This is a genomic window from Hirschia litorea, assembly GCF_042665075.1.
In the GTDB taxonomy this organism is placed as follows: Bacteria; Pseudomonadota; Alphaproteobacteria; order Caulobacterales; family Hyphomonadaceae; genus Hirschia; species Hirschia litorea.
This window is the reverse complement of the sequence record NZ_JBHTBR010000005.1, coordinates 1,031,637-1,055,035: the sequence shown is the minus strand read 5'-3', so window position 1 is coordinate 1,055,035 and position 23,399 is coordinate 1,031,637. Positions and strand designations below refer to the sequence as shown.

General features: G+C 45.9%; 19 protein-coding genes and 1 riboswitch. Of the genes, 13 read left to right on the top strand and 6 right to left on the bottom strand.

All coding sequences use genetic code 11. The annotated features are described in order from the left end of the window. Positions 1-123 precede the first annotated feature (123 nt). Positions 124-2,826 (bottom strand): TonB-dependent receptor plug domain-containing protein, encoded by a 2,703-nt coding sequence (locus tag ACFQS8_RS13595; RefSeq protein ID WP_382168269.1) that lies wholly within the window; start codon positions 2,824-2,826, stop codon positions 124-126. A gap of 358 nt (positions 2,827-3,184) precedes the next feature. Between ACFQS8_RS13595 and ACFQS8_RS13590 the strand changes: the two genes are divergently transcribed. Beyond that, positions 3,185-4,210, top strand: a complete 1,026-nt coding sequence (locus tag ACFQS8_RS13590) for an AraC-like ligand-binding domain-containing protein (RefSeq protein WP_382168267.1) — start codon at positions 3,185-3,187, stop codon at positions 4,208-4,210. 20 nt (positions 4,211-4,230) lie between these two features. Here ACFQS8_RS13590 and ACFQS8_RS13585 read toward each other — a convergent pair whose 3' ends face one another. Both ACFQS8_RS13585 and ACFQS8_RS13580 read right to left on the bottom strand, forming a co-directional pair. Next, positions 4,231-4,878, bottom strand: coding sequence for a ChrR family anti-sigma-E factor (locus ACFQS8_RS13585; RefSeq protein ID WP_382168265.1), 648 nt, complete (start codon positions 4,876-4,878; stop codon positions 4,231-4,233). After that, positions 4,875-5,579 carry a sigma-70 family RNA polymerase sigma factor gene (locus ACFQS8_RS13580; RefSeq protein ID WP_382168263.1) on the bottom strand — a complete coding sequence of 235 codons (705 nt, stop codon included), beginning with the start codon at positions 5,577-5,579 and terminating at the stop codon, positions 4,875-4,877. Before ACFQS8_RS13580 ends, ACFQS8_RS13585 begins: the two co-directional genes overlap by 4 nt. Positions 5,580-5,704: 125 nt before the next feature. Here ACFQS8_RS13580 and ACFQS8_RS13575 point away from each other — a divergent pair, with 125 nt between their 5' ends. The 6 genes from ACFQS8_RS13575 to ACFQS8_RS13550 are packed head-to-tail and all read left to right on the top strand — an operon-like array spanning position 5,705 to position 10,895. Next, a complete protein-coding gene (locus ACFQS8_RS13575) occupies positions 5,705-7,012 on the top strand; it encodes an NAD(P)/FAD-dependent oxidoreductase (protein WP_382168261.1) in 1,308 nt (435 codons plus the stop codon). Continuing rightward, positions 7,009-7,791: a DUF1365 domain-containing protein gene (locus ACFQS8_RS13570; RefSeq protein WP_382168259.1), complete on the top strand. Its 783-nt coding sequence runs from the start codon at positions 7,009-7,011 to the stop codon at positions 7,789-7,791. The genes ACFQS8_RS13575 and ACFQS8_RS13570 overlap by 4 nt, the downstream gene beginning before the upstream one ends. Further along, positions 7,788-8,969, top strand: coding sequence for a class I SAM-dependent methyltransferase (locus tag ACFQS8_RS13565; protein WP_382168257.1), 1,182 nt, complete (start codon positions 7,788-7,790; stop codon positions 8,967-8,969). The genes ACFQS8_RS13570 and ACFQS8_RS13565 overlap by 4 nt, the downstream gene beginning before the upstream one ends. Next, positions 8,962-9,453, top strand: coding sequence for a chalcone isomerase family protein (locus tag ACFQS8_RS13560; RefSeq protein ID WP_382168255.1), 492 nt, complete (start codon positions 8,962-8,964; stop codon positions 9,451-9,453). The genes ACFQS8_RS13565 and ACFQS8_RS13560 overlap by 8 nt, the downstream gene beginning before the upstream one ends. Before the next feature lie 48 nt (positions 9,454-9,501). Next, positions 9,502-10,125 (top strand): DUF3833 domain-containing protein, encoded by a 624-nt coding sequence (locus tag ACFQS8_RS13555; protein WP_382168253.1) that lies wholly within the window; start codon positions 9,502-9,504, stop codon positions 10,123-10,125. After that, on the top strand, positions 10,122-10,895 hold the full coding sequence (locus ACFQS8_RS13550; RefSeq protein ID WP_382168251.1) for an SDR family NAD(P)-dependent oxidoreductase: 774 nt from the start codon (positions 10,122-10,124) through the stop codon (positions 10,893-10,895). The genes ACFQS8_RS13555 and ACFQS8_RS13550 overlap by 4 nt, the downstream gene beginning before the upstream one ends. Here ACFQS8_RS13550 and ACFQS8_RS13545 read toward each other — a convergent pair. Further along, on the bottom strand, positions 10,888-11,436 hold the full coding sequence (locus ACFQS8_RS13545) for a TetR/AcrR family transcriptional regulator (protein WP_382168249.1): 549 nt from the start codon (positions 11,434-11,436) through the stop codon (positions 10,888-10,890). The two genes, ACFQS8_RS13550 and ACFQS8_RS13545, sit on opposite strands and share 8 nt — an antisense overlap. A gap of 193 nt (positions 11,437-11,629) precedes the next feature. Here ACFQS8_RS13545 and ACFQS8_RS13540 point away from each other — a divergent pair, with 193 nt between their 5' ends. Genes ACFQS8_RS13540 through ACFQS8_RS13530 form a run of 3 tightly spaced genes read left to right on the top strand, consistent with a single transcriptional unit; the run spans position 11,630 to position 17,439 of the window. Beyond that, positions 11,630-12,859, top strand: a complete 1,230-nt coding sequence (locus tag ACFQS8_RS13540; RefSeq protein WP_382168247.1) for an efflux RND transporter periplasmic adaptor subunit — start codon at positions 11,630-11,632, stop codon at positions 12,857-12,859. 21 nt (positions 12,860-12,880) lie between these two features. After that, positions 12,881-16,021: an efflux RND transporter permease subunit gene (locus ACFQS8_RS13535; RefSeq protein ID WP_382168245.1), complete on the top strand. Its 3,141-nt coding sequence runs from the start codon at positions 12,881-12,883 to the stop codon at positions 16,019-16,021. Next, on the top strand, positions 16,018-17,439 hold the full coding sequence (locus ACFQS8_RS13530; RefSeq protein WP_382168243.1) for an efflux transporter outer membrane subunit: 1,422 nt from the start codon (positions 16,018-16,020) through the stop codon (positions 17,437-17,439). Before ACFQS8_RS13535 ends, ACFQS8_RS13530 begins: the two co-directional genes overlap by 4 nt. A 69-nt stretch (positions 17,440-17,508) precedes the next feature. Here the strand turns inward: ACFQS8_RS13530 and ACFQS8_RS13525 are convergent, their stop codons facing one another. After that, a complete protein-coding gene (locus ACFQS8_RS13525; protein WP_382168241.1) occupies positions 17,509-17,832 on the bottom strand; it encodes a DMT family transporter in 324 nt (107 codons plus the stop codon). 23 nt (positions 17,833-17,855) lie between these two features. Next, positions 17,856-17,920: riboswitch (guanidine-III (ykkC-III) riboswitch) on the bottom strand. A gap of 399 nt (positions 17,921-18,319) precedes the next feature. Here ACFQS8_RS13525 and ACFQS8_RS13520 point away from each other — a divergent pair. From ACFQS8_RS13520 to speG, 3 genes are all read left to right on the top strand, one after another. Next, on the top strand, positions 18,320-20,593 hold the full coding sequence (locus ACFQS8_RS13520) for a TonB-dependent receptor (protein WP_382168239.1): 2,274 nt from the start codon (positions 18,320-18,322) through the stop codon (positions 20,591-20,593). 124 nt (positions 20,594-20,717) lie between these two features. Further along, positions 20,718-21,401: a Fe2+-dependent dioxygenase gene (locus ACFQS8_RS13515; protein ID WP_382168238.1), complete on the top strand. Its 684-nt coding sequence runs from the start codon at positions 20,718-20,720 to the stop codon at positions 21,399-21,401. Between the two features lie 136 nt (positions 21,402-21,537). Then, a complete protein-coding gene (gene speG, locus ACFQS8_RS13510) occupies positions 21,538-22,065 on the top strand; it encodes a spermidine N1-acetyltransferase (RefSeq protein ID WP_382168236.1) in 528 nt (175 codons plus the stop codon). Positions 22,066-22,098: 33 nt separating this feature from the next. Here the strand turns inward: speG and ACFQS8_RS13505 are convergent, their stop codons facing one another. Continuing rightward, positions 22,099-23,376 (bottom strand): MFS transporter, encoded by a 1,278-nt coding sequence (locus ACFQS8_RS13505; RefSeq protein ID WP_382168234.1) that lies wholly within the window; start codon positions 23,374-23,376, stop codon positions 22,099-22,101. Positions 23,377-23,399 lie beyond the last annotated feature (23 nt).

Sequence of the window (23,399 nt, the reverse complement as noted above, 5' to 3'; positions counted from 1 at the left end):
TGGGTGCTTCCTCTAAAGCGCCGTGTGGATCATAAGCCGCCTGCAAGGCTTATGATCCACATCGGTCTTAACTTAGCTCACGCGTCCGGTTGGAAGGTCCAGATCTTGGAGCTAAGTTACTCCTTAAAAAGCCGTCTTGAGGCTTATGTAAGCGCGGCGTCCACGTGGGTCATATGCCCGCGCTTCAAAGTTACCGTTTGTTTGTGCAAAAGGAGGATCTTCATCAAATGCATTGAGAACACCGATAGCGAATGTTGTCGCTCCGTCACCCAACAAGCCATCCAGAGTATAGCTATATTGAGCATCAAAAGTGACTTGCTCATCACGTTGAATACCACCACCTTCATCATCAACGAGTCCGTCAATATAGCGGATGTAGGTATTCACATTGTGTCCGCCACTGTTGAAACGCACACCAGCGTTGGCGCGCAATTCAGGAGATGGGTCACCAAAATTCCTGAAGTTACGGCTTCCAGCGCCATCAATCACATTCCCATTAACGCCTGTTAATTCATATTCCAGAACATAAGTTCCTTCGATGAAGGGCGTAATGCTACCTGCACCTGTATCAATTGCGTATTTAAGTGAGAAATCCACAACGCTTGTATTGATGGCGTTGGCATTTACAAAATCAGCAACAACTTGTCCGATTGTACCACCTGGAGTCAGGATAATTTTTGGGCTTGTTGTATCCGTCCCGTTCGCAACGGCTTCATTGATAATGGCCTGTGCATTTTCAGCAGTTAGCACATCCTCAAAGCTGAAATTTGTATAGTCCAATTCAAACTCTAGACCGCCAAAGTCAAATGTACCACCGACATTAAATGCTTGCGATGTTTCTGGCTTGAGATTCGAATTACCGTTGGCGCGCGTCGAAATAAAGTTCGTCGCACCATTATAACTCACCTGCGTAAATGTCGTCTGAGTTCCAAACAATTGGAAAGTAGATGGCGCACGGAAAGAAGTACTGTATGACCCTCTAAGAGTTGCCCAATCTGCAGGACGGTAAACCACACCAATTTTCGGGTCTGTCGTCTCTAGCCCATCAATCGTTTCATACCGTAAAGCACCCTGCACTTCCAAATTATCTGTAAATGGTAGGGACACCTCAGCAAATACAGCCCAACCATCGCGGGACGCACTAAAGTCAGGATTCCCGACCAAGAATGAATAAGCATCTTGGTTAGAAAGCGTATCATAATCGTGCGACAGGCTTTCTTCTCTATATTGCCCACCAAAAGCTGCACCAACTTTACCGCCGCCAAGCTCGAGACCAAGCTCACCTGAAACAACGAAATCAAGTGTCAACGCTTCAGATTTTGCATCCAGAGTTTGCTCACCAAAAATATAGTCTCGTATTTCTTGTCCATTTTTGATGGCAGTTGTGTTTGCAGGATCAATAGCTGAACCAAATGGGTTCCAGTAATAACACCCTGCAGCATTGTCACCCGGCGTCACACCCAAAGCATTTGCAGCTTCAATATTGCGTGCCTGACAGTCTGCTCCACCAAAACCAGCAACAGCTTCAATAAAGTGGTCCGTGATCGTATCACTTTGAATGACCAAGCCTTCGCTAATGCCTTTCGTTACGGTCGCTTCCCAGAAAATATCATCTGTGAAAGATCCCTCAAGCCCTGCACTAAAGCGGAATGTATCATTCTCAAATCTGTTTTCAGTCGCCGGCTGTCCCGTTCCAAGTGGGCGTCCAAAATAACGCACATCTGTTTCAAAGATATTGAAAGGCGCATATCCTGGCACCGTCGCATTATCCAAAATGAAGGGATAACTTGGCGATGTGTTTCTAGCAGCACGTGTCCGCGAAAACGCAATTTCAGCAAACCCACCTAAATTGTCTGAAAGATCATTTGTGTATTTCGCATACCCTTGAAAGCGGTTTTCTTTAGGAACAACAGTTTGCTGATCGTGAAAGTCAAAGCGACACACCGCCTGCACTTCGCCTCCAAGGCGCTCACAATCGGGGTCGGGCGTAAACGGCCCAGTTGATGGATACCCAAGCTCGGCAGGAACACCAAGAAACGTCCCTGGACTACCAACACCTGATGTGTTTGTACCGTTAATGGCGCGCAACCAACCAACTTCATCTCCATAAAGCGGTGTACGATCAAAGTATGATGCAGCAGCAACGAGATTTCCCCAATCCCCTTCAACACCAACAATACCTTCTATCTTAGCGTCTTCTTGATCTCCATCAGAAAAACGCGCCTGATAGTCAGCCTTCACTTCCATCCCAACAAACTTGTCACGCGTAATGAAATTCGCCACACCGGCAACGGCTTCAGACCCATAAATCGCAGACGCACCATCTTTCAATATTTCAAGGCGCTCAATCGCAATACTGGGCACTAAACTGTTTGTATCCACAAACAGAACACCCGCCGTGGTTGGCACACTGGACGTCACTTGGCGCTTACCATTTAAAAGCACGAGCGTTGACGCCACACCCAACCCGCGAAGGTTTATGTTACTTGTACCTGTCGTATACCCTGCAGTGAACACATCCGCGTTGTTTTGCGATCCAGCATTGATAGATAAAGTTTCAACAAGGTCACGCACATCTTGTGCGCCAACATCACCAAAAGCTTCTTGTCCAATTGATTCAATCGGAGACGCTTGATCACTAAAAGAAGAACGCTTGATGTTGGACCCTGTCACCACAATTTTCGCAAGTGTGCGTGTTTCACTCGCACCCTCTTTAGCTTCGGAAATTGTATCAGGACTTGCATCTTGAGCGATAGCATCCATCGACATCGTCATGGCAAGAACGGCCGCAATGGCTGTCCCCGTATTCTTTGTAATACGTTTCATTATATACCTCCCTGCGCGACTACCGATCTTTTACCCAAAACCTCTTGTGCTCTGGGTCCGCCGGAGTTTCCGCTAGGTTAGCGTTGAATAAAAAGTAAAGCCACGCTATCGCAACTGCGAATATTTAAGTTCATTTTGCGAAATAGAAGCTATCATTTTGACGAATCGATAAATATTCGTCGTGTCGTTTTTGATAAAAAAATGAATAAATTACCACATCTAGCACTCTATATATCTCTATACTTATAGAGAGTTTCAACCGCACGCCCAATGCTTGACTATCCGCAAACTCTACAACACTATATTTGGATAGTCGTTCAAATAGGAAGAAGTAGGCTCTATAGCCGAAACGCAAATAATGCTGCCATATATAGAAACCGACGCTGGGGAGAATACAGTTTCAAATCTAAATATACGGGATGACGTTGAGTTATTCCGAACGAAAGATTTGGACCAAGCACATGATTTTCTAGCTAAAAAAGTTAGCCCACACCGTATAGAAGTTGTTGAAGATATAGACCGATTAGATGTCCATTATCGGGGTCTAGTCAATGAATCCATTTCATTGATGCGTATCGGATACGGAACGCGCGTAAAGGCTCAACCCAAAGAATATCGCAATTTATTTTTTGCACAAACCATCATGCGCGGAGCCAATCGTATTGCACGCGGCTCACATGAAGTCGCGCTTCAACCCAATCAATCCATGATGCTATCGCCGGAATCCCCTTATAATATGGATATTTGCGATGACAGTGAACGTCTTGTGATCGGGATTAACAAAGATATCTTGCAGCGCCACCTTGAAACTCTGCTGTTTGAAGAAGTTTCTACACCTTTGGTATTCGCCACAGAGATCGCTTCCAATCAAGCCTCCCAAATTTGGCAAAACCACATCGCAAATGTTGCTCAAATTGCCTTCTCCATGCACGGCAATATGCGTCGCAACCAAATGCTTGTTTCCTATCTGGAATCAACCATGACAACAGCTCTGTGCGTGTTTGAGCACAATTACTCCGACCGCCTTTCAAACGATCCTATAGATGGAGATTCGACCAAAATGCAGCGTGCACTTGATTATATCCATGAGAATGTACGCGAAAATCCCACGCTCTCAGATATCGCCAAAGAGTCAGGTGTATCTGGACGCAGTTTACAGTTATTATTCCGCAAACGATTCAATCAAACTCCTCTAGAATACTTCAGAACCCAACGTCTTCACGCAGTTAAAAACGACCTAGAGCTTGCGCGTCAGGGTACGCGTGTGACGGATGTTATGCTCGATTATGGCATTACAAGTTTTGGACATTTCTCCAAACAATACAAAGAGGTATTTGGATGCTGCCCAAGGGAAAGCCTCCCTGCATCGTCTCAATATGATTGACCTAGTTTAGCGAAAACAGCTTATATTCTGAATGCACGCTGAAACAAGCGCGGTAAAAAATTCCTGAATTTAAGCGGTGCATCTGTTACGGCTAAGCAAACACATGCCTCACCATTCATTGCAATGGGTTGGTGCGGGCTGTCATGCGCAACGATCTGTATGTCACCCCGCTCAAACGCTTGGTCTCCATCAAAAAAACCACCCGATACAACTTGCGTTAACTCAATACCATTGTGACCGTGAGCGGAGGCAGAGGCTCCCGGAGAGATGTATAATAAACGTGCAACAATACCATCTTCTTCGTGCAGAATTTTTTGCTTTATTCCGCCGCCCATTGTCGACCATTTAATGTCGCCAAGGTCTCCACATAAATCTCGCAAGGGTTTTGGAAAAACAAAGTTCTTCTCAGCTTGCACAGGCGGCGCAATTTCACAGGGTTCCATTTGAGAACCCGCAATCGCAAGCACATCGTCTGCATTTACCGACATCTCGCTGACATGCTCTTGCGCAAGATTTTCTGCTAGCACTTGTTCATAAGTTTTTAAAGTAGCTCGACAAGATGGGCACAAAGATAGGTGTGTAGCTATTGCCAAACTCCACCCAAATTTCAAATCTCCAGCGGCATAAAGATATAAGAGGTCATCTGTTATATGGTGAGTGATTTTCATATTGATCCCTCTCCTAAGTCTGCATCTAAAATCGTGCGCAATTTCTCCAATGCCAATCGAAGGCGTGACTTAACTGTACCAAGCGGCGCTTTAAGGCTCGCCGCAATTTCACTTTGGGTTTCATCCGCAAAATAGGATTTTTGTAGCACTATTCTTTGTTGTTCAGGCAGTTTTTCCATTGCCGCCTTGATTGCTTTGGCTCTCTGCAATGTCGTTAAAATTTGGTCTGGCGTTTGTTCAGCCTCCTGTTCAAACGCGGGATCATTCACGTCCGCTTCTGGTCGCCCCTGCTTTCTTAGAAGGTCGATCTTTTTGTTCCTAGCCAACGTAAAAATCCACGTGGATGCCATAGCCTTCTCAGGGTCAAACTGAGATGCTTTGCGCCAAACTAATACAAATGTTTCCTGCGCTACTTCTTCAGCAAGCTCATTTTTCAAACCATAGCGTAGCATTGTGGATTTTATCCGAGGCGCGAAATGCGCGAAAAGCTTAGAAAACGCAGCCTTGTCCTGCTGTCGCCCCACTAAAACCAGTTCAGCAGACCAATCTCCGGGTAAAGATTCTTGCAAATGACGACCCCTTTGATGCGGATTGGCGTGCGCAAACTTCCATGCGTCAACATCCTTCAACCATACGACGTTATCGTCAATGATTGATTGATCATCATCTAAAGGGATTTGAGGGGCAATTTCATGTGTCATACCACTCTATACGAAGCGCTTAGACACATGGATCATTCTCTGACTCAATCATTAGCAGTGATCCATTCTCCGTAATCCCTCGTAAACAAATACAAACACGATAACAAATCTCGTTGGGAAACATTATGGCTTTTGAACAATCCACACACGCACATCCCAAAACACGCAAACGCATCGCCATTATAGGCGGCGGCATTTCTGGTCTTGGCGCGGCGTGGAAATTAAGCGAGCACCATAATGTAACGCTGTTTGAGAGCGAAGCAGAATTAGGCGGTCACGCCCGCACACGTATGGCAGGCCCTAACCGTGACATCCCAGTAGATACTGGCTTCATGGTCTTTAACGATGCAACCTACCCTCATTTACTAGAGTTATTCGCCGAACTAGACGTACCAAGCGTGCCAACCACTATGTCATTTGCTGTATCTTTAGATGATGGCAGGTTCGAATACGCACTGAGCAACCCCAAGCGCATATTCTCCGACCCTAAAAACATTCTTAGTCCAAAATTTTGGGGAATGATCAGAGATATTTTCAAATTCAACAAGAACGCACAGATCGCATTTGAAAATCCCGACCTCACACTAGGAGAGTTACTGGACCAGATGGGTGTTGGCACTTACTTTCGCCAAAACTACCTCTTCCCTCTTGCGGGTGCGATTTGGAGCACAGCGCGTCAAGACATCGAAAATTTCCCAGCGACTAGCTTTGTACGTTTCTTCCACAATCATGGGCTACTCTCAGCCTTGAAAGGCCCACAATGGCGTACCGTTGTTGGCGGAAGTAAAGTCTATGTAGATAAGTTACATGCAGCGCTTGTTTCCAAATCTGTAACACTAAAACTCAACACCGAAGTTTTGCAAGCAGGTCGCTCACCCACACCTTGGGTAATGCTTGAAAATGGCGATCAAGAAAAATTCGACGAAATCATATTTGCTTGTCACTCCAACCAAGCTCTAGAAATTTTATCCGATGCCTCACTCAAAGAAAAATCTTTACTTAGTGATATCAAATACCGCCCCAACCGCGTCATTCTTCACGGCGATACATCCCATATGCCAAAGAGAAAAGCCGCTTGGTCAAGTTGGGTATATCGCGGCAAATCCAACGAAATAGAAACAGATGGATCATTCACATACTGGATGAACCTCCTTCAACATATTTCAGACGACACGCCCGTCTTCGTGACACTTAATCCCAAAGGGCCAATCGCGGACGACCTCATTTATGACGAAACAACTTTGTGGCACCCGCAATTTAATGTGTCCGCTCTTAGAGCACAGAACCGAATGGTAGAAATTCAAGGCCCAACCAATATTTGGTTTTGCGGTGCATACATGCGCTATGGTTTTCATGAAGACGGACTCATGAGCGGCGTCGAAATAGCGAAATCGCTAAATGAAAAATACGCAAATCCGGTGGCTAAAGTATGAACATTACAAGTCCTATAAAACCACCACCTCAACTTCTCCGCGCTGACGTTTTTCATGGGCGAAAAGGTAAAATCAAAAACGCTTTTACCTATAAAACCGACTATGTTTTACTAGATGTAACGCAGGAATCGACCAGTTGGCCAACAGCCATGTCGCACAATAGGTTCAACCTATGGACCATACGCGATACAGACTATGGTCAGGGCAATACCACGCTGCAAGCATACGCGCACCAGCTTGCCAATGAATGCGCTATTCCCGTTCAGGCACATGCCCATATTCAACTCCTGACAATGCCAGCCTGCCTTGGGTTTAGTTTTAATCCTATCAGTTTTTGGCTATTTAAAAACAAGCACGGCCAGCTCATCGCTATTGTCGCTGAAGTTACAAATGTAGGTCGTGATAGGCATTCATATCTTTGTAAAAACGCACATTTTTCGCCTATCACCTCCAAAGATACCATCTCAATTGATAAAGCGATGCACGTTTCGCCTTACCAACCCCTTCATGGCCGATATGAATTCCAATTTGATGTGAATGAAAGCACTGTAAATATTGGGATTTTTTATACTAACCCCACAGAAGGCGGCATGGTCGCAAAATTAGCAGGACACCTCGCTCCGCTATCGACAAAAGAAATAATCATATCAAGCCTCAGATTACCTTTCGGGGCGCTACGCGTGATGTTTCTTATTTATTTTCAGGCACTTAAGTTAAAAATGAAGGGTGCGCACTTTCGTCGCCGCCCGACACCTCCTGCACAGGAATTATCCAAATGATTATATCATCTAAAAGCGCATCAAAAAAATTCTTTGCTCTCCTAGATCGCATCCACACCGGAACACTAAATGTTCAAACTCCCGATGGAAAACTACACCAATTTGGTCAAGGAAATCCGTGTGTTAACTGGGAGATACACGATTGGGATGTCCTCTCTGCCCTCGCGCTGCGCGGTGATGTTGGATTAGGTGAAACCTACGCCCAAGGCATGTGGGATACCCCCGATTTAGAGGCACTTTCTACACTTGCACTTCTAAATCATGATGTCATCAAAACACCCTTTGGCGGAGCGACATTTCAGCGCCTATTATTCATGGCGACAGACAAATTTACCCGCGCGAATTCAAAGTCAGGTTCTCGTCGCAATATCGCCGCGCATTATGACATCTCGAACGATTTTTATAGTCGCTGGCTAGACCCCAGCATGACCTATTCCGCAGCGCTATATAATAAAGAAAATCAGTCACTTGAGGACGCACAGCACGCAAAATATGACCGCTTGTTAAACGCCGTTAGATCAAGTGGCGAGAACACATTGGAGATAGGCTGTGGCTGGGGCGGTTTTGCTGAACGCGCCCTCTCAACAAGTGATCAAAACCTCACCGCAGTTACAATTTCAAAAGCCCAACATGCCTTTGCAAACAAACGCTTAGCGCAAAATGGATTAAATGAAAGAGCGGATATTCGTCTGCAAGACTATAGAGATATCAAGGGAAAATTTGACTCAATCATATCAATCGAAATGGTTGAAGCGGTCGGACAACGCTACTGGCCAACCTATTTTAAAACTATAAAAGACCGTTTGGCCGATAATGGCCGCGCAGCGCTTCAAGCAATTATTGTTGAAGATGAAGCCTTTGATACTTATCGCAACCGCACAGACTTCATCCGCCAATACACCTTCCCCGGCGGTATGCTTATTTCACCTGGAGAGATCACCCGACAAGCTGAAAAAGTTGGTCTCAAAGCAGATAACCTATTTCGTTTCGGGAAGGACTACGCCCGCACTTTAAGAGAGTGGCGTGGAAAATTTATGGAGACAAATCAAGATCTTGAAAAAGAAGGATACAAGAAAGAATTCCTTCGTGGGTGGCAATATTACCTCGACACATGCGCCGCTGCTTTTGAGCAAGGAACACGCACCAATGTTGTCCACGTGGAGCTAAGTCATGCTTAACTCATCTATTCTTGCTGCGCTTTTATTGTTGGGTGCCCCCTCACCCATTCCATATGAATCTTATCAAACGGTCGGTACTGCAAATTACTGGCTCGGCCCATTCAAGCTTTACCGCGCCACATTAATGGCAACTCACACGCCCTTCGACGCTAGCGCCCCTTTTGCTCTAAAGCTGGAATACACGCGCTCAATTCCGGCATCCAAAATAGCAAATGCCTCTATTGTTGAAATGGCGCGCTTAAGCAACCAAGCCGAAGACACCTATGAATATCTACGAGAAGACCTTGAAGGCTGTTTTGGTGATGTCAGCAAAGGCGATGAAATCATTGGCTTTAAGCGAAACGAAAATATCACCGAATTCTCACTCAATGGTGCACTTCGTTGCACTATTGAAGAGCCCGAATTTAGCACACATTTCTTTGCGATATGGCTCTCGCCAGATAGTCGATACCCCAAAAAAACCAAAGACTTAACAGGACGATAACCCACCACATTCTGATAATTCATCCTTTCAAAAAAGGACTCCGGAAAGATGTTTCGCATGATATATGTCGCAATAGGAATTTTACTCTCTTTAAGTCTACTCACAGTTTCAGGATGTGTGTGGGGGTTCTCAACACAAAAACCAGCAGACTACACCTCTAATTCTCCAATCTTCGATGCACAAAAAAACCTTAGCGGGGATTATCTGTCTGAAGGCCTAATCTATGACTACACGGGCAAAGTCGTCTCTCGTTTTAAAGCCCGCATGACAGGTGAATTCGATATAAATGGCGGCACTCTAAGTGAGCATTTCATTTATGCCAGCGGGCGTGAAGATCATCGCAAATGGACACTAGCATTCAATGGAGATGGCACCTTCACCGCCACCGCGCCAGATCTTATTGGACAGGCTGAGGGCATACAATCAGGCAACACGCTGCAAATGAAATATAAACTAAAACTAAGCGAAGACGCAGGTGGTCACACACTAAGCGTGACAGACTGGATGTACCTCACAGATGAAGGCACCATTATTAATCGCTCTCAAATGCGAAAATTTGGAATAAAGGTCGCCGAACTCGTTGCCGTATTTAAGCATCGTGACATCAATGAAAATTCAGTGTTCAATCAAGCTTCTCTCTCCAATTCAAACGAACTGGATGCAGCCGAATGAGTAGCGATAACGAGTGGGCCGGAAAAACATACTGGATTGTTGGCGCGAGCAGCGGTTTAGGTGAAGCGCTTGCGCGTGATCTATCTGCCCTTGGGGCATCCCTAATTTTATCCGCTAGAAATGAAACAGCACTATTCAAACTAGCCGCAGACTTACCTCACAAAACCCAAGTCGTTGAATGCGATGTAAGTAAAACACTGAGTGTCGAACGTGCCTTCAAGCAGGTCGTCAAGGAAAGACCCATTGACGGTATCATATTCTGTGCGGGCATTTACAAGCCAATGAGAGCGCAAAAATGGGATGCCGAGACTGTTGAAAACATATGTAATGTAAACTTTGTTGGAGCAGCGCGTATTCTTGGCGTCTGCATTCCTCATCTTATAGATCAAGGCCGTGGACATGTCGCTTTAATTGGTTCACTTGCCGGTTTACGAGGCATTCCGGCTGCTACAGCCTATGGGGCGAGCAAAGCGGGTTTAATCCATATGGCAGAAAACCTTAAAGCAGACCTCCCCCCTGAAAAATTCAAAATTCAAGTAATCAATCCCGGTTTCATCAAGACAAGACTTACAGATCAAAACGCCTTTAAAATGCCGTTTATTATGGATGTCGAGGAAGCTGCTACGCGTACACGCAAAGCGTTGGAGTCCAAAAGATTTGAAACCAATTACCCAACACGCTTTGCTATAATGTTCAAAATATTGGGACTATTGCCTAACTGTCTATACTTCCCAATTGTTCGGAAATTTCTTAGCACAAAGCCTAAATAGTGCTTTTCTCGCCAGATAACATAAATTTGATCAGACGTTTTACTTCCGCAGTAAGAGCCACGCGGTCCAGCTTAGGATTCACCAACACCTGAATCATAATACCGCTAAACATAGCCTTCATACAATTCACTTTAGATTCAACGTCTTCGACACCTAACTTTGACGTTAAAATATCCACAAAAACCTTGAGAGAATCTTCATGATGCCTGTGCACAATTTGTGCGATCTCACGATTTCGTTGGGTTTCAGCGAGAATTTCCCGCGACAAAATAGATTCAAACGGATCAGCGCACTTTTCTACGCCTTCATCCACCTTATCTAACAGAACTTGAAGTATATTTTCAGGCTCGACATCGCAGAAGGCCTTAAAAAACGCAACCTTTGCAGCAGACTCCCGTTCCACAATTGCTGCGATGATATCATTTTTAGTCGAAAAGTAGTGATATATATGCCCAGGGCTCATCTCAGCTTTTTTTGCAATGGCAGCCATACCAGCACCGTGAAAGCCTCTTTCCACAAAACAAGCCGCCGCAGCATTCATAATTTGCTCCTTACGCTGCAATTGTTTTTGGTCAGCCGAAAGGTCCGATTCGGTTTTTGTATTGGAAGCAATGTTAGACAATAAAATTTACCTTTTATTCGACTCTACAAAGTATTCACTTGCATTAGAATGAACGTTCATTCTATAAGGCGCACAATAAGTTTTTTTTCTAAGACCAGTCAAGGCCACCATTATGGTTCCGAAACACTTTTTTCCATCTCACAGTTTTTCCATGCTTAGCAGCGTGGTCGCGCTAACCCTTGGTGCACTCGTTCTTTCTGGCTGCGGACAAGACGCCGCTGCTCCTAGCGAGCAATCAGCCCCAGCAGCTCAAGGTAAGCCGGTCAAAATTCTAAAGATCAATGCAAGTTCTCTGGAAAGCCAGCGTGAACTTTCTGGTCGCACACATGCATTTGCTGAAGCTGAAATTCGCCCTCAAGTCACAGGTGTTATTGAAAAACGCCTGTTTGAAGAAGGTATGGATGTCAAAGCAGGACAAGCACTATATCAAATTGCATCTTCTGAATATGTCGCACGCGTAGACAGCGCAAAAGCCGAACTTGATCGCGCTGAAGCGACCGCTGAGATCGCACGCCAAAATGAAAAACGTTTTGCTCAACTTATCGAAAGTAAAGCGGTCAGTCAGCAAGAATATGACGAAGTCGTCGCGACACGTAAGCAAACGGAAGCAGATATTGCAGTCCGCCGCGCCACATTAACTCAAGCACGTATTGATCTTTCGCGTACGAAAGTGACCTCCCCTATTGATGGCCGCATCGGTCGCTCCAGCGTTACAGCCGGTGCATTGGTCACGCAAAACCAACAAAACTCACTTGCTCGCGTCCTTCAACTAGACCCAATATATGTTGACCTTGCAGCATCTAGTTCTGATGTCTTGCAGTTTAAGCGTGATGTACAAGCAGGACGCTTACAAACAAATGCAAACGAAGCCGTCCCTGTAACAATTTTGTATGAAGACGGCACCGCACACAATGCGAAGGGTCAACTCGCCTTTTCTGAAATCAGCGTCGATGAGTCTTCAGGAACCGTTATTCTTCGGGCCATTGTCCCAAATCCAGATCACCTTTTAATGCCTGGCATGTATGTGAAAGCTCAGCTTTCTGCTGGTTTGCTGGATAATGTTATCTTAGCACCGCAATCAGCCGTATCGCGTACACCGCGCGGCGACCCATATGCGTTGGTTATGAATGGACAAGGCGTTGCAGAGCAAAGAATGCTCAAACTTGCCGGTGCCTCAAACAATAACTGGATTGTAGAAGACGGTTTAAAATCAGGTGACAACTTGATTGTAGACGGCCTTCTTATGCTTCGCGAAGGCATGCCAGTTCAACCCATCAATTCTGAAAATGATGCAATGGCTAACGCCGAAGCAACAACTCCTCCCCAAGTATCAGAACAATAAACCACAGGCTTACAAACCCCAATGGCCAGCTTCTTTATCGACCGCCCCGTATTTGCGTGGGTCATAGCGATTGTCATCATGCTTGCAGGTGCACTATCGCTAAACAACCTTCCTGTTGCTCAATACCCTGATATTGCACCCACAACGATTACTATCGGTGCCACTTACCCGGGTGCATCTGCTAAATCTATTGAAGATTCAGTTACGCAGACGATTGAACAACAAATGACGGGATTGGATGGCTTAGATTATATGTCATCTATATCCAGTTCTGCCGGAACCAGTTCAATCACGCTGACTTTCGCAACCGGAACAGATCCAGATATTGCGCAAGTGCAGGTCCAAAACAAACTTTCACTGGCAACGCCTTTACTTCCTTCCGAAGTTCAGCGCCAAGGGGTTACCGTAAATAAAGCATCTGCAAGTTTCTTGATGGTTGCAGCCTTAACATCCCCAAACCGCACCTATGACACAGCTGATTTAGGTGATTATGTTCGCAGCAATCTTATTGATGAAGTCAGCCGCCTCAAAGGCGTCGGAAGCGTACAATTATTTGGGTCCCAATATGCTATGCGCATCTGGCTAGACCCTAACAAACTGAACAAATTCAATCTAATACCGAGCGATATCACCAACGCAATTCAAGCACAAAACGCACAAATATCATCCGGTTCCATCGGTGGTGCACCCTCCGTTGAGGGGCAAGAAATCACCGCGACAATTACTCTTCAGTCCCTACTGACGACGGTCGACGATTTCAAAAAATTGCTTATCCGATCCAGCGCCGAAGGAACACCGATTTATCTTGAAGACGTTGCGCGCGTTGAAAAAGGCTCAGAAAACTACACAATCGAGCCGCGCTTTAACAGAGCACCCGCTGCCGCATTTGCTGTGTCGCTAGCGACAGGTGCAAACGCTCTAGAAACTGCAGAAATTGTTCGTGAAAGCATTCTCTCTCGTAGTGAAAGTTTCCCCAATGATATCGAGGTTGTATTCCCTTACGATACAACGCCGTTCATTGAAGAATCTATCAGTTCTGTTGAGCACACACTCATAGAAGCGATTGTTCTCGTATTCCTCGTTATTTTCATCTTCTTGCAGTCTTTAAGAGCCTCTTTCATTCCGATGATTGCTGTGCCTGTCGTTCTGCTTGGAACTTTCGCAGTCCTTTCAGTATTTGGGTATTCCATCAACATGCTGACCATGTTTGCCATGGTCCTTGCTATTGGTCTTCTCGTGGATGATGCGATTGTTGTTGTTGAAAACGTTGAACGTGTGATGGAAGAAGATGGGTTATCTCCCATCGACGCTACGCGTAAATCCATGGGCCAGATCACTGGTGCGCTAGTGGGTATTGCCGTTGTACTATCTTCCGTTTTCATTCCCATGGCATTCTTTCCAGGTTCAGCCGGCGTGATCTACCGTCAGTTCTCCGTCACAATTGTATCCGCGATGATATTGTCGGTTATCGTGGCAATTGTGCTTTCCCCTGCCCTTTGTGCAACCATATTGAAAAACACACACGGGAATGCCAAAAGCTGGATCAATAAACCCGGTGATTTATTCAACTCTGGTTTCCGCAAACTTGAGCATGGATATACGGGCGTCGTAGAGCGTGTCATTCGCAGACGTTGGGTCTTTTTCGGCGTATTCTTAATCATCGGTGCTGTCGCAGCATTTGGTTTTGTCCGCCTTCCTACCTCTTTCCTTCCAGATGAAGACCAAGGTGTTGTTATCACGGTCGCTCAATTGCCTGTTGATGCAAGCAAAGAGCGTACAATCGACGTGATGGACCGCATTGGGAAACACTATATGGAAAAAGAAGGAGACAACATAAAAGGTGTCTTCACCATATCCGGTTTCAGCTTTGCTGGAGCGGGCCAAAACATGGGTCTATCCTTCCTCCCTCTAAAGGATTGGAAAGATCGCGAAGGACTTGAAAACAACTCATTCAATATCGCCAATCGCACAAGCCAAGCATTCGCAGGCGATCTTGAAGCCATGGTCTTCGCTATCAACCCACCTCCTATTCGTGAATTAGGAAACGCCAGTGGTTTTGATATGTATCTACAAGACTTGTCCGGTGTTGGTGGAAGCGCACTTGCCAATGCTCAGATGCAGTTATTAGGCATGGCGTCTCAGGAGCCAACACTCATGGGCGTGCGTCCAAACGGTATCTCAGACAGCCCTGAATTTAATGTCGAGATTGATTACCAAAAAGCGGCCTCCTTAGGCATTCAACTATCAGACATCACGAATGTATTGTCTGTTGGGTTTGGTGGCACATATGTCAACGACTTCCTTGATCGTGGACGTATCAAACGTGTTTATGTCCAAGGTGATGCTGAATACCGCATGCAGCCAGATGATTTTGGAGAGTGGCGTGTACGAAACAGCACAGGAGAGCTAACTCCGATTGAAGAGATTATTTCAACTCAATGGAAAACAGGTTCGCCTCAACTTAAACGCTTTGACGGCCTCCCAGCCTTGAACATTCAAGGAATGGCAGCGCCGGGCACAAGCTCTGGTGACGCCTTGGTAAAAATGGAAGAGTTGGTCTCTCAGCTTCCGGGAAATTACGCCGCTGAATGGGTTGGCATGAGTGCTCAAGAAAAAGAGTCTGGCAACCAAGCCAACGCGCTTTATCTACTTTCTGTGCTGTTTATCTTCCTATGTCTTGCTGCCTTATATGAGAGCTGGACCGTGCCCCTTGCCGTTCTTCTTGTTGCTCCCCTCGGTGTAACAGGAGCGATTGCAGCAGCGCACTTCTTTGACTTAGCGAATGATGTTTTCTTCCAAGTGGGTATTCTAACCACGGTGGGACTTGCATCTAAAAACGCGATTTTGATTATCGAGTTTGCTAGATCACTGGAAGATCAAGGCAAAGAACTGATTGAAGCCACTCTTGAAGCTGTTCGTATGCGCCTTCGTCCAATCTTGATGACATCATTTGCATTTGGTTTCGGTGTATTGCCGCTTGCCTTGGCAACGGGTGCAGGTGCTGGAGCTCGTGTCGCAATTGGTATAACTGTTGTGGGTGGTCTAATCTCGGCTACATTCTTTGCAATCTTCTTCGCCCCCCTATTTTATGTGATCATCCGCAAACTTACAGGCGGAAAATCAAATAAATCTCTCCCTCCTGCAGAAGGCGTATCAGCATGAGTAAACAACACTCCGTTATGATCGCAATGACAGGCGCAAGCCTCCTTGGAGGCTGTGTGAGCCTCGCGCCAGATTACGATCCAGTCGCGCCGCCAGTGCCAGCAGATCTGCATGACATAGACCTTAAGGAAAACACAGCCGAGCTACTTCAATGGCAATCTGTGTTTACCGCACCACAGCTCCAAAGCCTTATTGATACAGCCCTAACGCAAAACCGTAGCTTGCGAGCTGTCGCTGCCAATGTTCGCGCTGCCCGAGCCCAATATGGCATTACAGGTTCAGCACGCTGGCCTAGCTTGGCCGTCGGCGGAAGCGTGCGCGAAGGAGAAACCTTTGAGGAGGATGCAACAGCAACTGCTCAAGGCACCTTCAGTGATGGCTCTGCTCTAAATGTGGGTTTATCCAGCTACGAACTCGATTTCTTCGGGCGCGTCGCAAACTTAAGTGAGGCAGCTCTTCAATCTTGGTTGTCCAGCGTAGAAGGCGAACGCGCAACAAAGATATTACTTGTGTCTTCTGTTGCCGATGCTTGGATATCTCTCGCAAGTAACAAAAGACTTTTATTGCTCGCAGAAGAAACTGCGCAAAGCCAAATGTCTTCCCTAGAGCTAACACAGCGCCGCTTCAACTCCGGTGTTGCGAATGAACTTGATATTCACCGTGCTTCCTCAAGTGTGCATACTGCTCGGGCTGAAGCCGCTCGCCTTAAAGCTGTTGTAAGCCAGAACTTAAATACATTGCGTCTATTGGTAGGCGCTCCCCTGCCCGAAGATGTGTTGGAAACAGCAAATCTTGAATTTGCGCCAACAACTGAAAATTTGCCATTCGCGCAATCCTCTTCAATCCTACTTAACCGCCCTGACGTTATCGCAGCAGAGCGCACACTCCTTGCTGCAAACGCCAATATAGGAGCAGCACGCGCAGCATTTTTCCCTTCGATCTCCCTTACGGGAACTATTGGATATGCCAGCGCTGATCTGAACAATCTTGTAGATGTAACCTCTGGCGGATGGTCGTTGGGACCGAGTATCTCTCTTCCTATTTTCGACGGCGGACGCCGAAAAAGTGCATTGAATGTCAGCAAAGCCCAACAGGAAGCCGCGCTTGCAAATTATGAATATGCTATTCAGTCCGCCTTTAAAGAAACAGCAGATGCACTCGCTGTTGCTGACACAATAGAAGAACGTCTTGATGCGCTAAACGCCTTGGCAGAAGACAACCAAGCCACGCTTGATCTATCAAACGAACGCTTCTCTGCGGGAATTGATAGCTATTTGCCTGTGCTAGATGCGCAAAGAAACAATTACTCAGCGCAGCAATTACTCATCGCGACACAGCGTGACAAAGCCTTAAACGCGGTGTCAGTTTTCCGCGCTTTAGGCGGATGGCCTGAAACAACAATAAACGCCGGATCATAGTATACATCATCCCCTATTCATACGGACACCTTTGTCTATGTGAATAGGGGTGCGTTTGTACATTGCGCCTTATGCGGCAGTGAGTTTCAATCCAATAATCGCGACAAAGAGCATTCCAAGAAATATGAGCCGGAAGGGTGTTACTGGCTCATGAAACAGGAATATCCCCATTGCAGCAGCACCAATTGCACCTATCCCAACCCAAATTCCATAAGCCGTCCCAACAGGAATAACGCTTACTGATTTTGCCAGAAGATACATGCTAAAAGATAGTGTGATGATCGTGAAGACACTGGGACCAAGCTTGGTAAAGCCTTGAGAGTATTTCATCCCTAAAACCCAGCAAATTTCTAAAAGACCGGCAGCAAAAAGATAAACCCACGCAATCGACATAATGCGACTCCTTTATAAAAACAAAGGCGTCGTCTTGTCTTAACCGGGTACGGCGCATCTCGTCCGGGCCCCTAAACATAGTATACAAAATTTAAGACACAACTCACTTTGCATAAAAAGCACGCAAATACCTGTCTCACCCAGAATATCTTATTCCAGAATAACTTAGTCGTGCATACTCGTCATTTCTTCATCTTCGCCCTGTGATGAATAAGTGTTTTCACACAATTCTCTAATTTATATTTTTATATATAAAATCAACATTCTAACCATTATACAGCCACTTGAGCAAAATACTCTAAACTCAAAATCTGTTTCAAACTCAGTTTGAACGAGGCTCATTCAATCATTTAGCGCAGCGCGCCCTCCCAATTTCCAACCTTTTTCAGATTTATTTGCAAATGATTCTCAATCGCTATTGATTTACAACCTCGCACCTTGTAGAGATTTGCGAATGATTATCAATAGCATTTTATAAGGGGCCAAAATGCAAATGCCAAACAGTAAGACAACGCTGGAATCGACTTCCGCGAACCCACCTAAATCAGATACTGCTGTCGCAGGTGTTTTGGGGCTCGCACTTCTATCAGGATGGGCTGCACTTCCCGCGAACGCAGACGAAACCGCACCTCCTAAAGATAAAGAGCGTGTCATGGATACAGTGCATGTGGATGGTCAAAAAGTAGAGTCTTCTATCTCTACACTCACTGGTCCCGTTGAAGATATTCCTCAAATAATCAATGTAATCGACCAAGACCTACTCAAAGCCCAAGGAGTCAACACGCTGGAACAGGCACTGCGCAATGTCCCTGGTATCACAACAGACCTAGGTGAAGGCGGCGTCCTCAATGGCGACCAATTCTTTATTCGTGGGTTATCAGCGAAGAATGATATCTTTACCGATGGCCTTCGTGATTTCGGTGTTTTCACCCGCGATAGTTTCAATTTTGAGCAGGTTGAAGTCCTCAAAGGATCATCCTCCACAACATTAGGCCGCGGGGTCACTGGCGGTGGTATTAACACTAGCTCTAAAACACCTCACCTTAAGAACGCAATTAGCGGAACAATTTCAGCTGGTACTGCAGATTATGCGCGTTTCTCTGGTGACTGGAACCAGCAGCTAAACAGCTCAACAGCACTTCGTATCAACGCAATGGTTCATGAGAATGGCGTTGAAGGGCGAGACGTGATCAATTCAAAACGTTGGGGTTTTGCACCATCTATCGGATTTGGTCTGGGCAAGAAAACAAGCTTCACCCTATCTTATCTCCACCAAGAAGACGATCGCACACCTGATTATGGCGTTGGCTTTTACAACAATCGCCCCCTCACGGAATATGGCATCCCAAGTTCTAACTTTTACGGATATGATTCAGACACGGACGAATCCATTGTCGACTCCCTGACTGCGCGTTTTAAACATTCAATAAGTGACAATATAGAATTCACAAGTGACACCAAGGTCGGTGCGTATAGCCGTCTATTCGTGCAAACTATCAACTCCTGTAGTACGGGTGCGGATTGTATTGGAATAGAAGATGAAGCAACACGCGCAAATGCTGAAATCCTAACCCGATCTAGTCCCTATGATCAAAACACATGGGGCGTTCAAAATGTCTCCACTCTTCGCGTCACCTCCCCATTGGGCCATTTAGAAAATGAGCTTCTTATAGGCTGGGATGCGTCCTACCAATCTAACGAACGTAAACGCCTTGGATTTGATACCACTGACCGTGGCCGCGTCCCTAAAAGTGTCCTTTCACCCACGCATGGAGAAGGGCCGGCATTGGGTCAGGTTTACAGAATTGAAGATACTACCGGAAAAGACATCTCCATTTTCATACATGACCAACTATGGTTCACAGAAGCAATCTCAATGGTGTTGGGCGGTCGCTTCAACTCCTATGAAGTTGACCAAAACCGAATAGATTTCACAACACCTTATGCACCCACAGCATGCAGCGGCACATTGGGAGATAATTGTCTTACGCAATATGCGTCCAACACTGAGTTCTTCAACCCCAAGGCAAGTCTATTATGGGAACCGACAGAATATCAACACTATTATATTTCTTACTCTACATCTGCGACACCTCCAGGTGTCACGATCGCTAACGGCACAAGCCTATCTTCCACGACGCAAGATCTAGATCCTGAAGAGAACAAATCATACGAAATAGGTGCCAAAATTGGTTTATTGGGCGGGAATATCCTTCTTCAATCCTCAATATTCAAAACTGAAAAGGACAATGCAAAAGAAACCGATCCTATTTCGGGTGATATTACAGCATCCGGCCTCAAGCAAAGCGTTGAAGGTATAGAAATTGGTCTTTCAGGTCAGGCGACAGATGCGTTGAATATTTCGGCCAATTACACTTATCTCAATTCCACAATCGATGAATATGTGAACCGTTCCGGCCTCATAGATTCCAGCGTAACGGGCAACAAAACACAGTATGTACCTGAAAATGCCGCAAATGTATTCGTTACGTACAACTTGTTAAACGGCCCGCTAAAAGGTCTTCAAATTGGTGGTAGTGTAAATTACCAAAGCGAAGTCTTCCTCAACACCTCCAACACACAGAAATTGGATGGGCGCACCACAATGGATAGTTTTATTGCTTACGATTTTGGCAACTACCGCGCCGCACTAAATATCAACAACCTAACGGATGAAGACTATTTCAGCCAAATCCACTCTAGTCGTGTGACCCCCGCAGCAGGGCGCACAGCTATCGCAAGCTTGACAGCAACATTCTAATCAGCGCTAACAACTACACGGCGACCAGACACAAAATGTAGTTGGATTAGGATGTATTTGTCATGTGCCGGACCATTTGCAGGAAGGTGGTCCGGCACATTTTTATACAATATGGGAGGCAGACATGCTGATCAAAGCAGAAAAAGTACTTTCAACCACGCAAGTCAAAGAAATTAGAAAAATTCTAGAAAGTTCTCAGTGGGTTGACGGCAAAGTTACTGCGGGCATTCAATCCTCTCAAACAAAAAACAACCTTCAAATTCCTGAAGACAGTGATACAGCCTCTCAGTTGCAGCAGATCCTATTACCGGCGCTCGCTCAACACCCAGTCTTCAACGCCGCTGCCCTACCTTTGCGCGTCTACCCACCGCTTTTCAATCGATATAATGAAGGCATGTCCTTTGGCGCTCACATAGATAACGCAGTAAGGTTTATTCAATCCGCAGGGCTTCGTATTCGCACAGATGTTTCTTCTACCCTCTTCTTATCTGATCCAGACGAATATGAAGGTGGTGAACTCGTAATACAGGATACGTATGGCGAACAATGTATAAAGTTTGAAGCGGGAGATATGGTTGTCTATTCCGCAAATAGCCTACATCGCGTAAACCCAGTTACCCGCGGTACACGATGGGCAAGCTTTTTCTGGAGCCAATCCATGGTCAAAGATGATGGACAGCGTCGCACTCTATTTGATCTTGACCAGAGCATTATGAAAGCACGTGCAGAATTAGGCGAAAGCCACGATATCGTTTTGTCACTGACTGGTGTCTACCACAATCTTTTGCGTCAATGGACAGAGCTCTAATATAAGAAACCGGAAATTCTGAAAATCCAGCCTTTTTTCAACAAATTTCAATGCTATCCGCGCATGAGTCTGTGCTATGACATCACCAAATGCACACTCAATAACAGCCATTATTTCCACGCGAAAGAAGCTTTGAATGTCCCCTATTTCTGCAAAATTGCGCGCTCTTGAAAAGGGTGACCTACAATTTGTTCACGAGCTGAACAATAATCGTCGCGTTATGAATTACTGGTTTGAAGAGCCCTATGAGTCCTTTGTCGAGCTTGAAGAACTTTATTTAAAACACATTCATGACCTCTCAGAGCGTCGTTTCATAGCGGAGGATGAGACAGGTGATCGTATCGGCTTGGTTGAGCTTGTAGAAATCAACTACATTCATCGCCGCGCAGAATTTCAGGTCATTGTCGCCCCCACACACCAAGGCGAAGGTTATGGCAAGACCATCACCAATCTGGCACTTGATTACGCTTTCTGCATTCTCAACCTGAATAAAGTCTACCTTATCGTCTCAACTTCAAATGAGGCAGCAATCCATATTTATAAAACAGCCGGCTTCATCGAAGAAGGTTGCCTTATCAATGAGTTCTTTGTTGATGGCGAATATCAAAACGCCCTAAGAATGTATCGGCTACAAGCAGACTTCTTGAAGTCGCGCAAGCAGTAAGTAAACTAAAGCTCAACAGATATATTCCTCTGCTTAAAGCGAGTGAGTCTCGCTTTTCCCCTGTATTCCCCCCTCATCTGGTGTTCTTGGATCAATATCAATCATAGCAACTGTTGAGGGCAATGTTGGGTGCCAATCAGCTTGCGCATCTTCGGGTGGAGATGCACGGCTGCTATTACGTACAATCATCACAAATGCCAAAAACAGGTGAAGAATAAAGACGACACCAAACAACCCCTTCACACCCAATAGGCTGTTCATAGCTAGCCCCAGCACGAAGGGGCCGATAACCGCCCCTGTCGCCCACACAAATAGTAGAAGAGACATCATTTGCGTAATCTGCTCTTTCTTTGAACGATCCACGCCATGGGCCACGCAAATTCCATAATACACCAGCGAACCCGCTCCCCATATGCCCAAAAGCACAAGAAGGACGGACATAGACATAAGCTCTGCAAAGAAAAAGATTATTGCCCCCGCCACCGCCGCAATAATCGCAGTAATCCCAACAACGACCCTGCGATCCATATGGTCAGACAGCCAGCCCATAGGCCATTGGCTAATCAATCCCCCCACATTCACTGCCGCAAGAGCTAAGGCTGCATATAAAGTAACATCTTCCGCACGCGAAAAGGGCTGCATAAATAAGGGCAATAACGCCATTACTGCTGAGTTGATCGCACCCGCAAAAAACGCCCCAATCACCGCCGAAGGCGCAGTATGTATAAGAGAGAATATCGACTTATTATCTCTCACAGGTCGCGGAGGTTCATTCTGTTTTGTGATACACACAGGTATCAGCGCAGCTGCTAGAAATATCCCCGACAACACATAATTGGTATGATCCAATGACGCATTCCCAATTATAATCAAAGGCCCCAGCAATAGCGCCGCTTTTGCGACCAAGTGATAGATACTCATCACGCCGCCGCGTTGCGCAGGCGATATTGCTGCCCCCATCCAAGATTCAATCGCGGTCACCATGAGAGAAAAAGCAAGGCCAATTAAAAGGCGCAGCACAGCCCAAACACCCGGATGTTGCCACATATCCATGCTCAAACAACTAATACAGCAGATAGCGGCCGCCATTGAAAAACAACGAATATTTCCAATACGTGAAATCCAGTAAGGCGCACTCAACGCCCCCGCCATAAACCCCACGGCATAAAGAGAAGCAACCAATCCGATATTGGAAAGGCTTACCCCCATTTCACCTAAACCAAGTGGTGTGACCAGACCAAGAATTCCGCCAGCCAATTGCAAAAACCATATTGCAAAGACCATGGGCAGAGCGGCGCGATAAGCAATCATATATCTGGGTCCAAATTGATAAT

What these genes read in the sequence shown, in the direction of transcription:
- ACFQS8_RS13595 (WP_382168269.1), bottom strand. Translation starts at nt 2,826, where the DNA reads ATGAAACGTATTACAAAGAATACGGGGACAGCCATTGCGGCCGTTCTT.
- ACFQS8_RS13590 (WP_382168267.1), top strand. Translation starts at nt 3,185, where the DNA reads ATGCTGCCATATATAGAAACCGACGCTGGGGAGAATACAGTTTCAAAT.
- ACFQS8_RS13585 (WP_382168265.1), bottom strand. Translation starts at nt 4,878, where the DNA reads ATGAAAATCACTCACCATATAACAGATGACCTCTTATATCTTTATGCC.
- ACFQS8_RS13580 (WP_382168263.1), bottom strand. Translation starts at nt 5,579, where the DNA reads ATGACACATGAAATTGCCCCTCAAATCCCTTTAGATGATGATCAATCA.
- ACFQS8_RS13575 (WP_382168261.1), top strand. Translation starts at nt 5,705, where the DNA reads ATGGCTTTTGAACAATCCACACACGCACATCCCAAAACACGCAAACGC.
- ACFQS8_RS13570 (WP_382168259.1), top strand. Translation starts at nt 7,009, where the DNA reads ATGAACATTACAAGTCCTATAAAACCACCACCTCAACTTCTCCGCGCT.
- ACFQS8_RS13565 (WP_382168257.1), top strand. Translation starts at nt 7,788, where the DNA reads ATGATTATATCATCTAAAAGCGCATCAAAAAAATTCTTTGCTCTCCTA.
- ACFQS8_RS13560 (WP_382168255.1), top strand. Translation starts at nt 8,962, where the DNA reads ATGCTTAACTCATCTATTCTTGCTGCGCTTTTATTGTTGGGTGCCCCC.
- ACFQS8_RS13555 (WP_382168253.1), top strand. Translation starts at nt 9,502, where the DNA reads ATGTTTCGCATGATATATGTCGCAATAGGAATTTTACTCTCTTTAAGT.
- ACFQS8_RS13550 (WP_382168251.1), top strand. Translation starts at nt 10,122, where the DNA reads ATGAGTAGCGATAACGAGTGGGCCGGAAAAACATACTGGATTGTTGGC.
- ACFQS8_RS13545 (WP_382168249.1), bottom strand. Translation starts at nt 11,436, where the DNA reads ATGAATGCTGCGGCGGCTTGTTTTGTGGAAAGAGGCTTTCACGGTGCT.
- ACFQS8_RS13540 (WP_382168247.1), top strand. Translation starts at nt 11,630, where the DNA reads ATGGTTCCGAAACACTTTTTTCCATCTCACAGTTTTTCCATGCTTAGC.
- ACFQS8_RS13535 (WP_382168245.1), top strand. Translation starts at nt 12,881, where the DNA reads ATGGCCAGCTTCTTTATCGACCGCCCCGTATTTGCGTGGGTCATAGCG.
- ACFQS8_RS13530 (WP_382168243.1), top strand. Translation starts at nt 16,018, where the DNA reads ATGAGTAAACAACACTCCGTTATGATCGCAATGACAGGCGCAAGCCTC.
- ACFQS8_RS13525 (WP_382168241.1), bottom strand. Translation starts at nt 17,832, where the DNA reads ATGTCGATTGCGTGGGTTTATCTTTTTGCTGCCGGTCTTTTAGAAATT.
- ACFQS8_RS13520 (WP_382168239.1), top strand. Translation starts at nt 18,320, where the DNA reads ATGCAAATGCCAAACAGTAAGACAACGCTGGAATCGACTTCCGCGAAC.
- ACFQS8_RS13515 (WP_382168238.1), top strand. Translation starts at nt 20,718, where the DNA reads ATGCTGATCAAAGCAGAAAAAGTACTTTCAACCACGCAAGTCAAAGAA.
- speG (WP_382168236.1), top strand. Translation starts at nt 21,538, where the DNA reads ATGTCCCCTATTTCTGCAAAATTGCGCGCTCTTGAAAAGGGTGACCTA.
- ACFQS8_RS13505 (WP_382168234.1), bottom strand. Translation starts at nt 23,376, where the DNA reads ATGATTGCTTATCGCGCCGCTCTGCCCATGGTCTTTGCAATATGGTTT.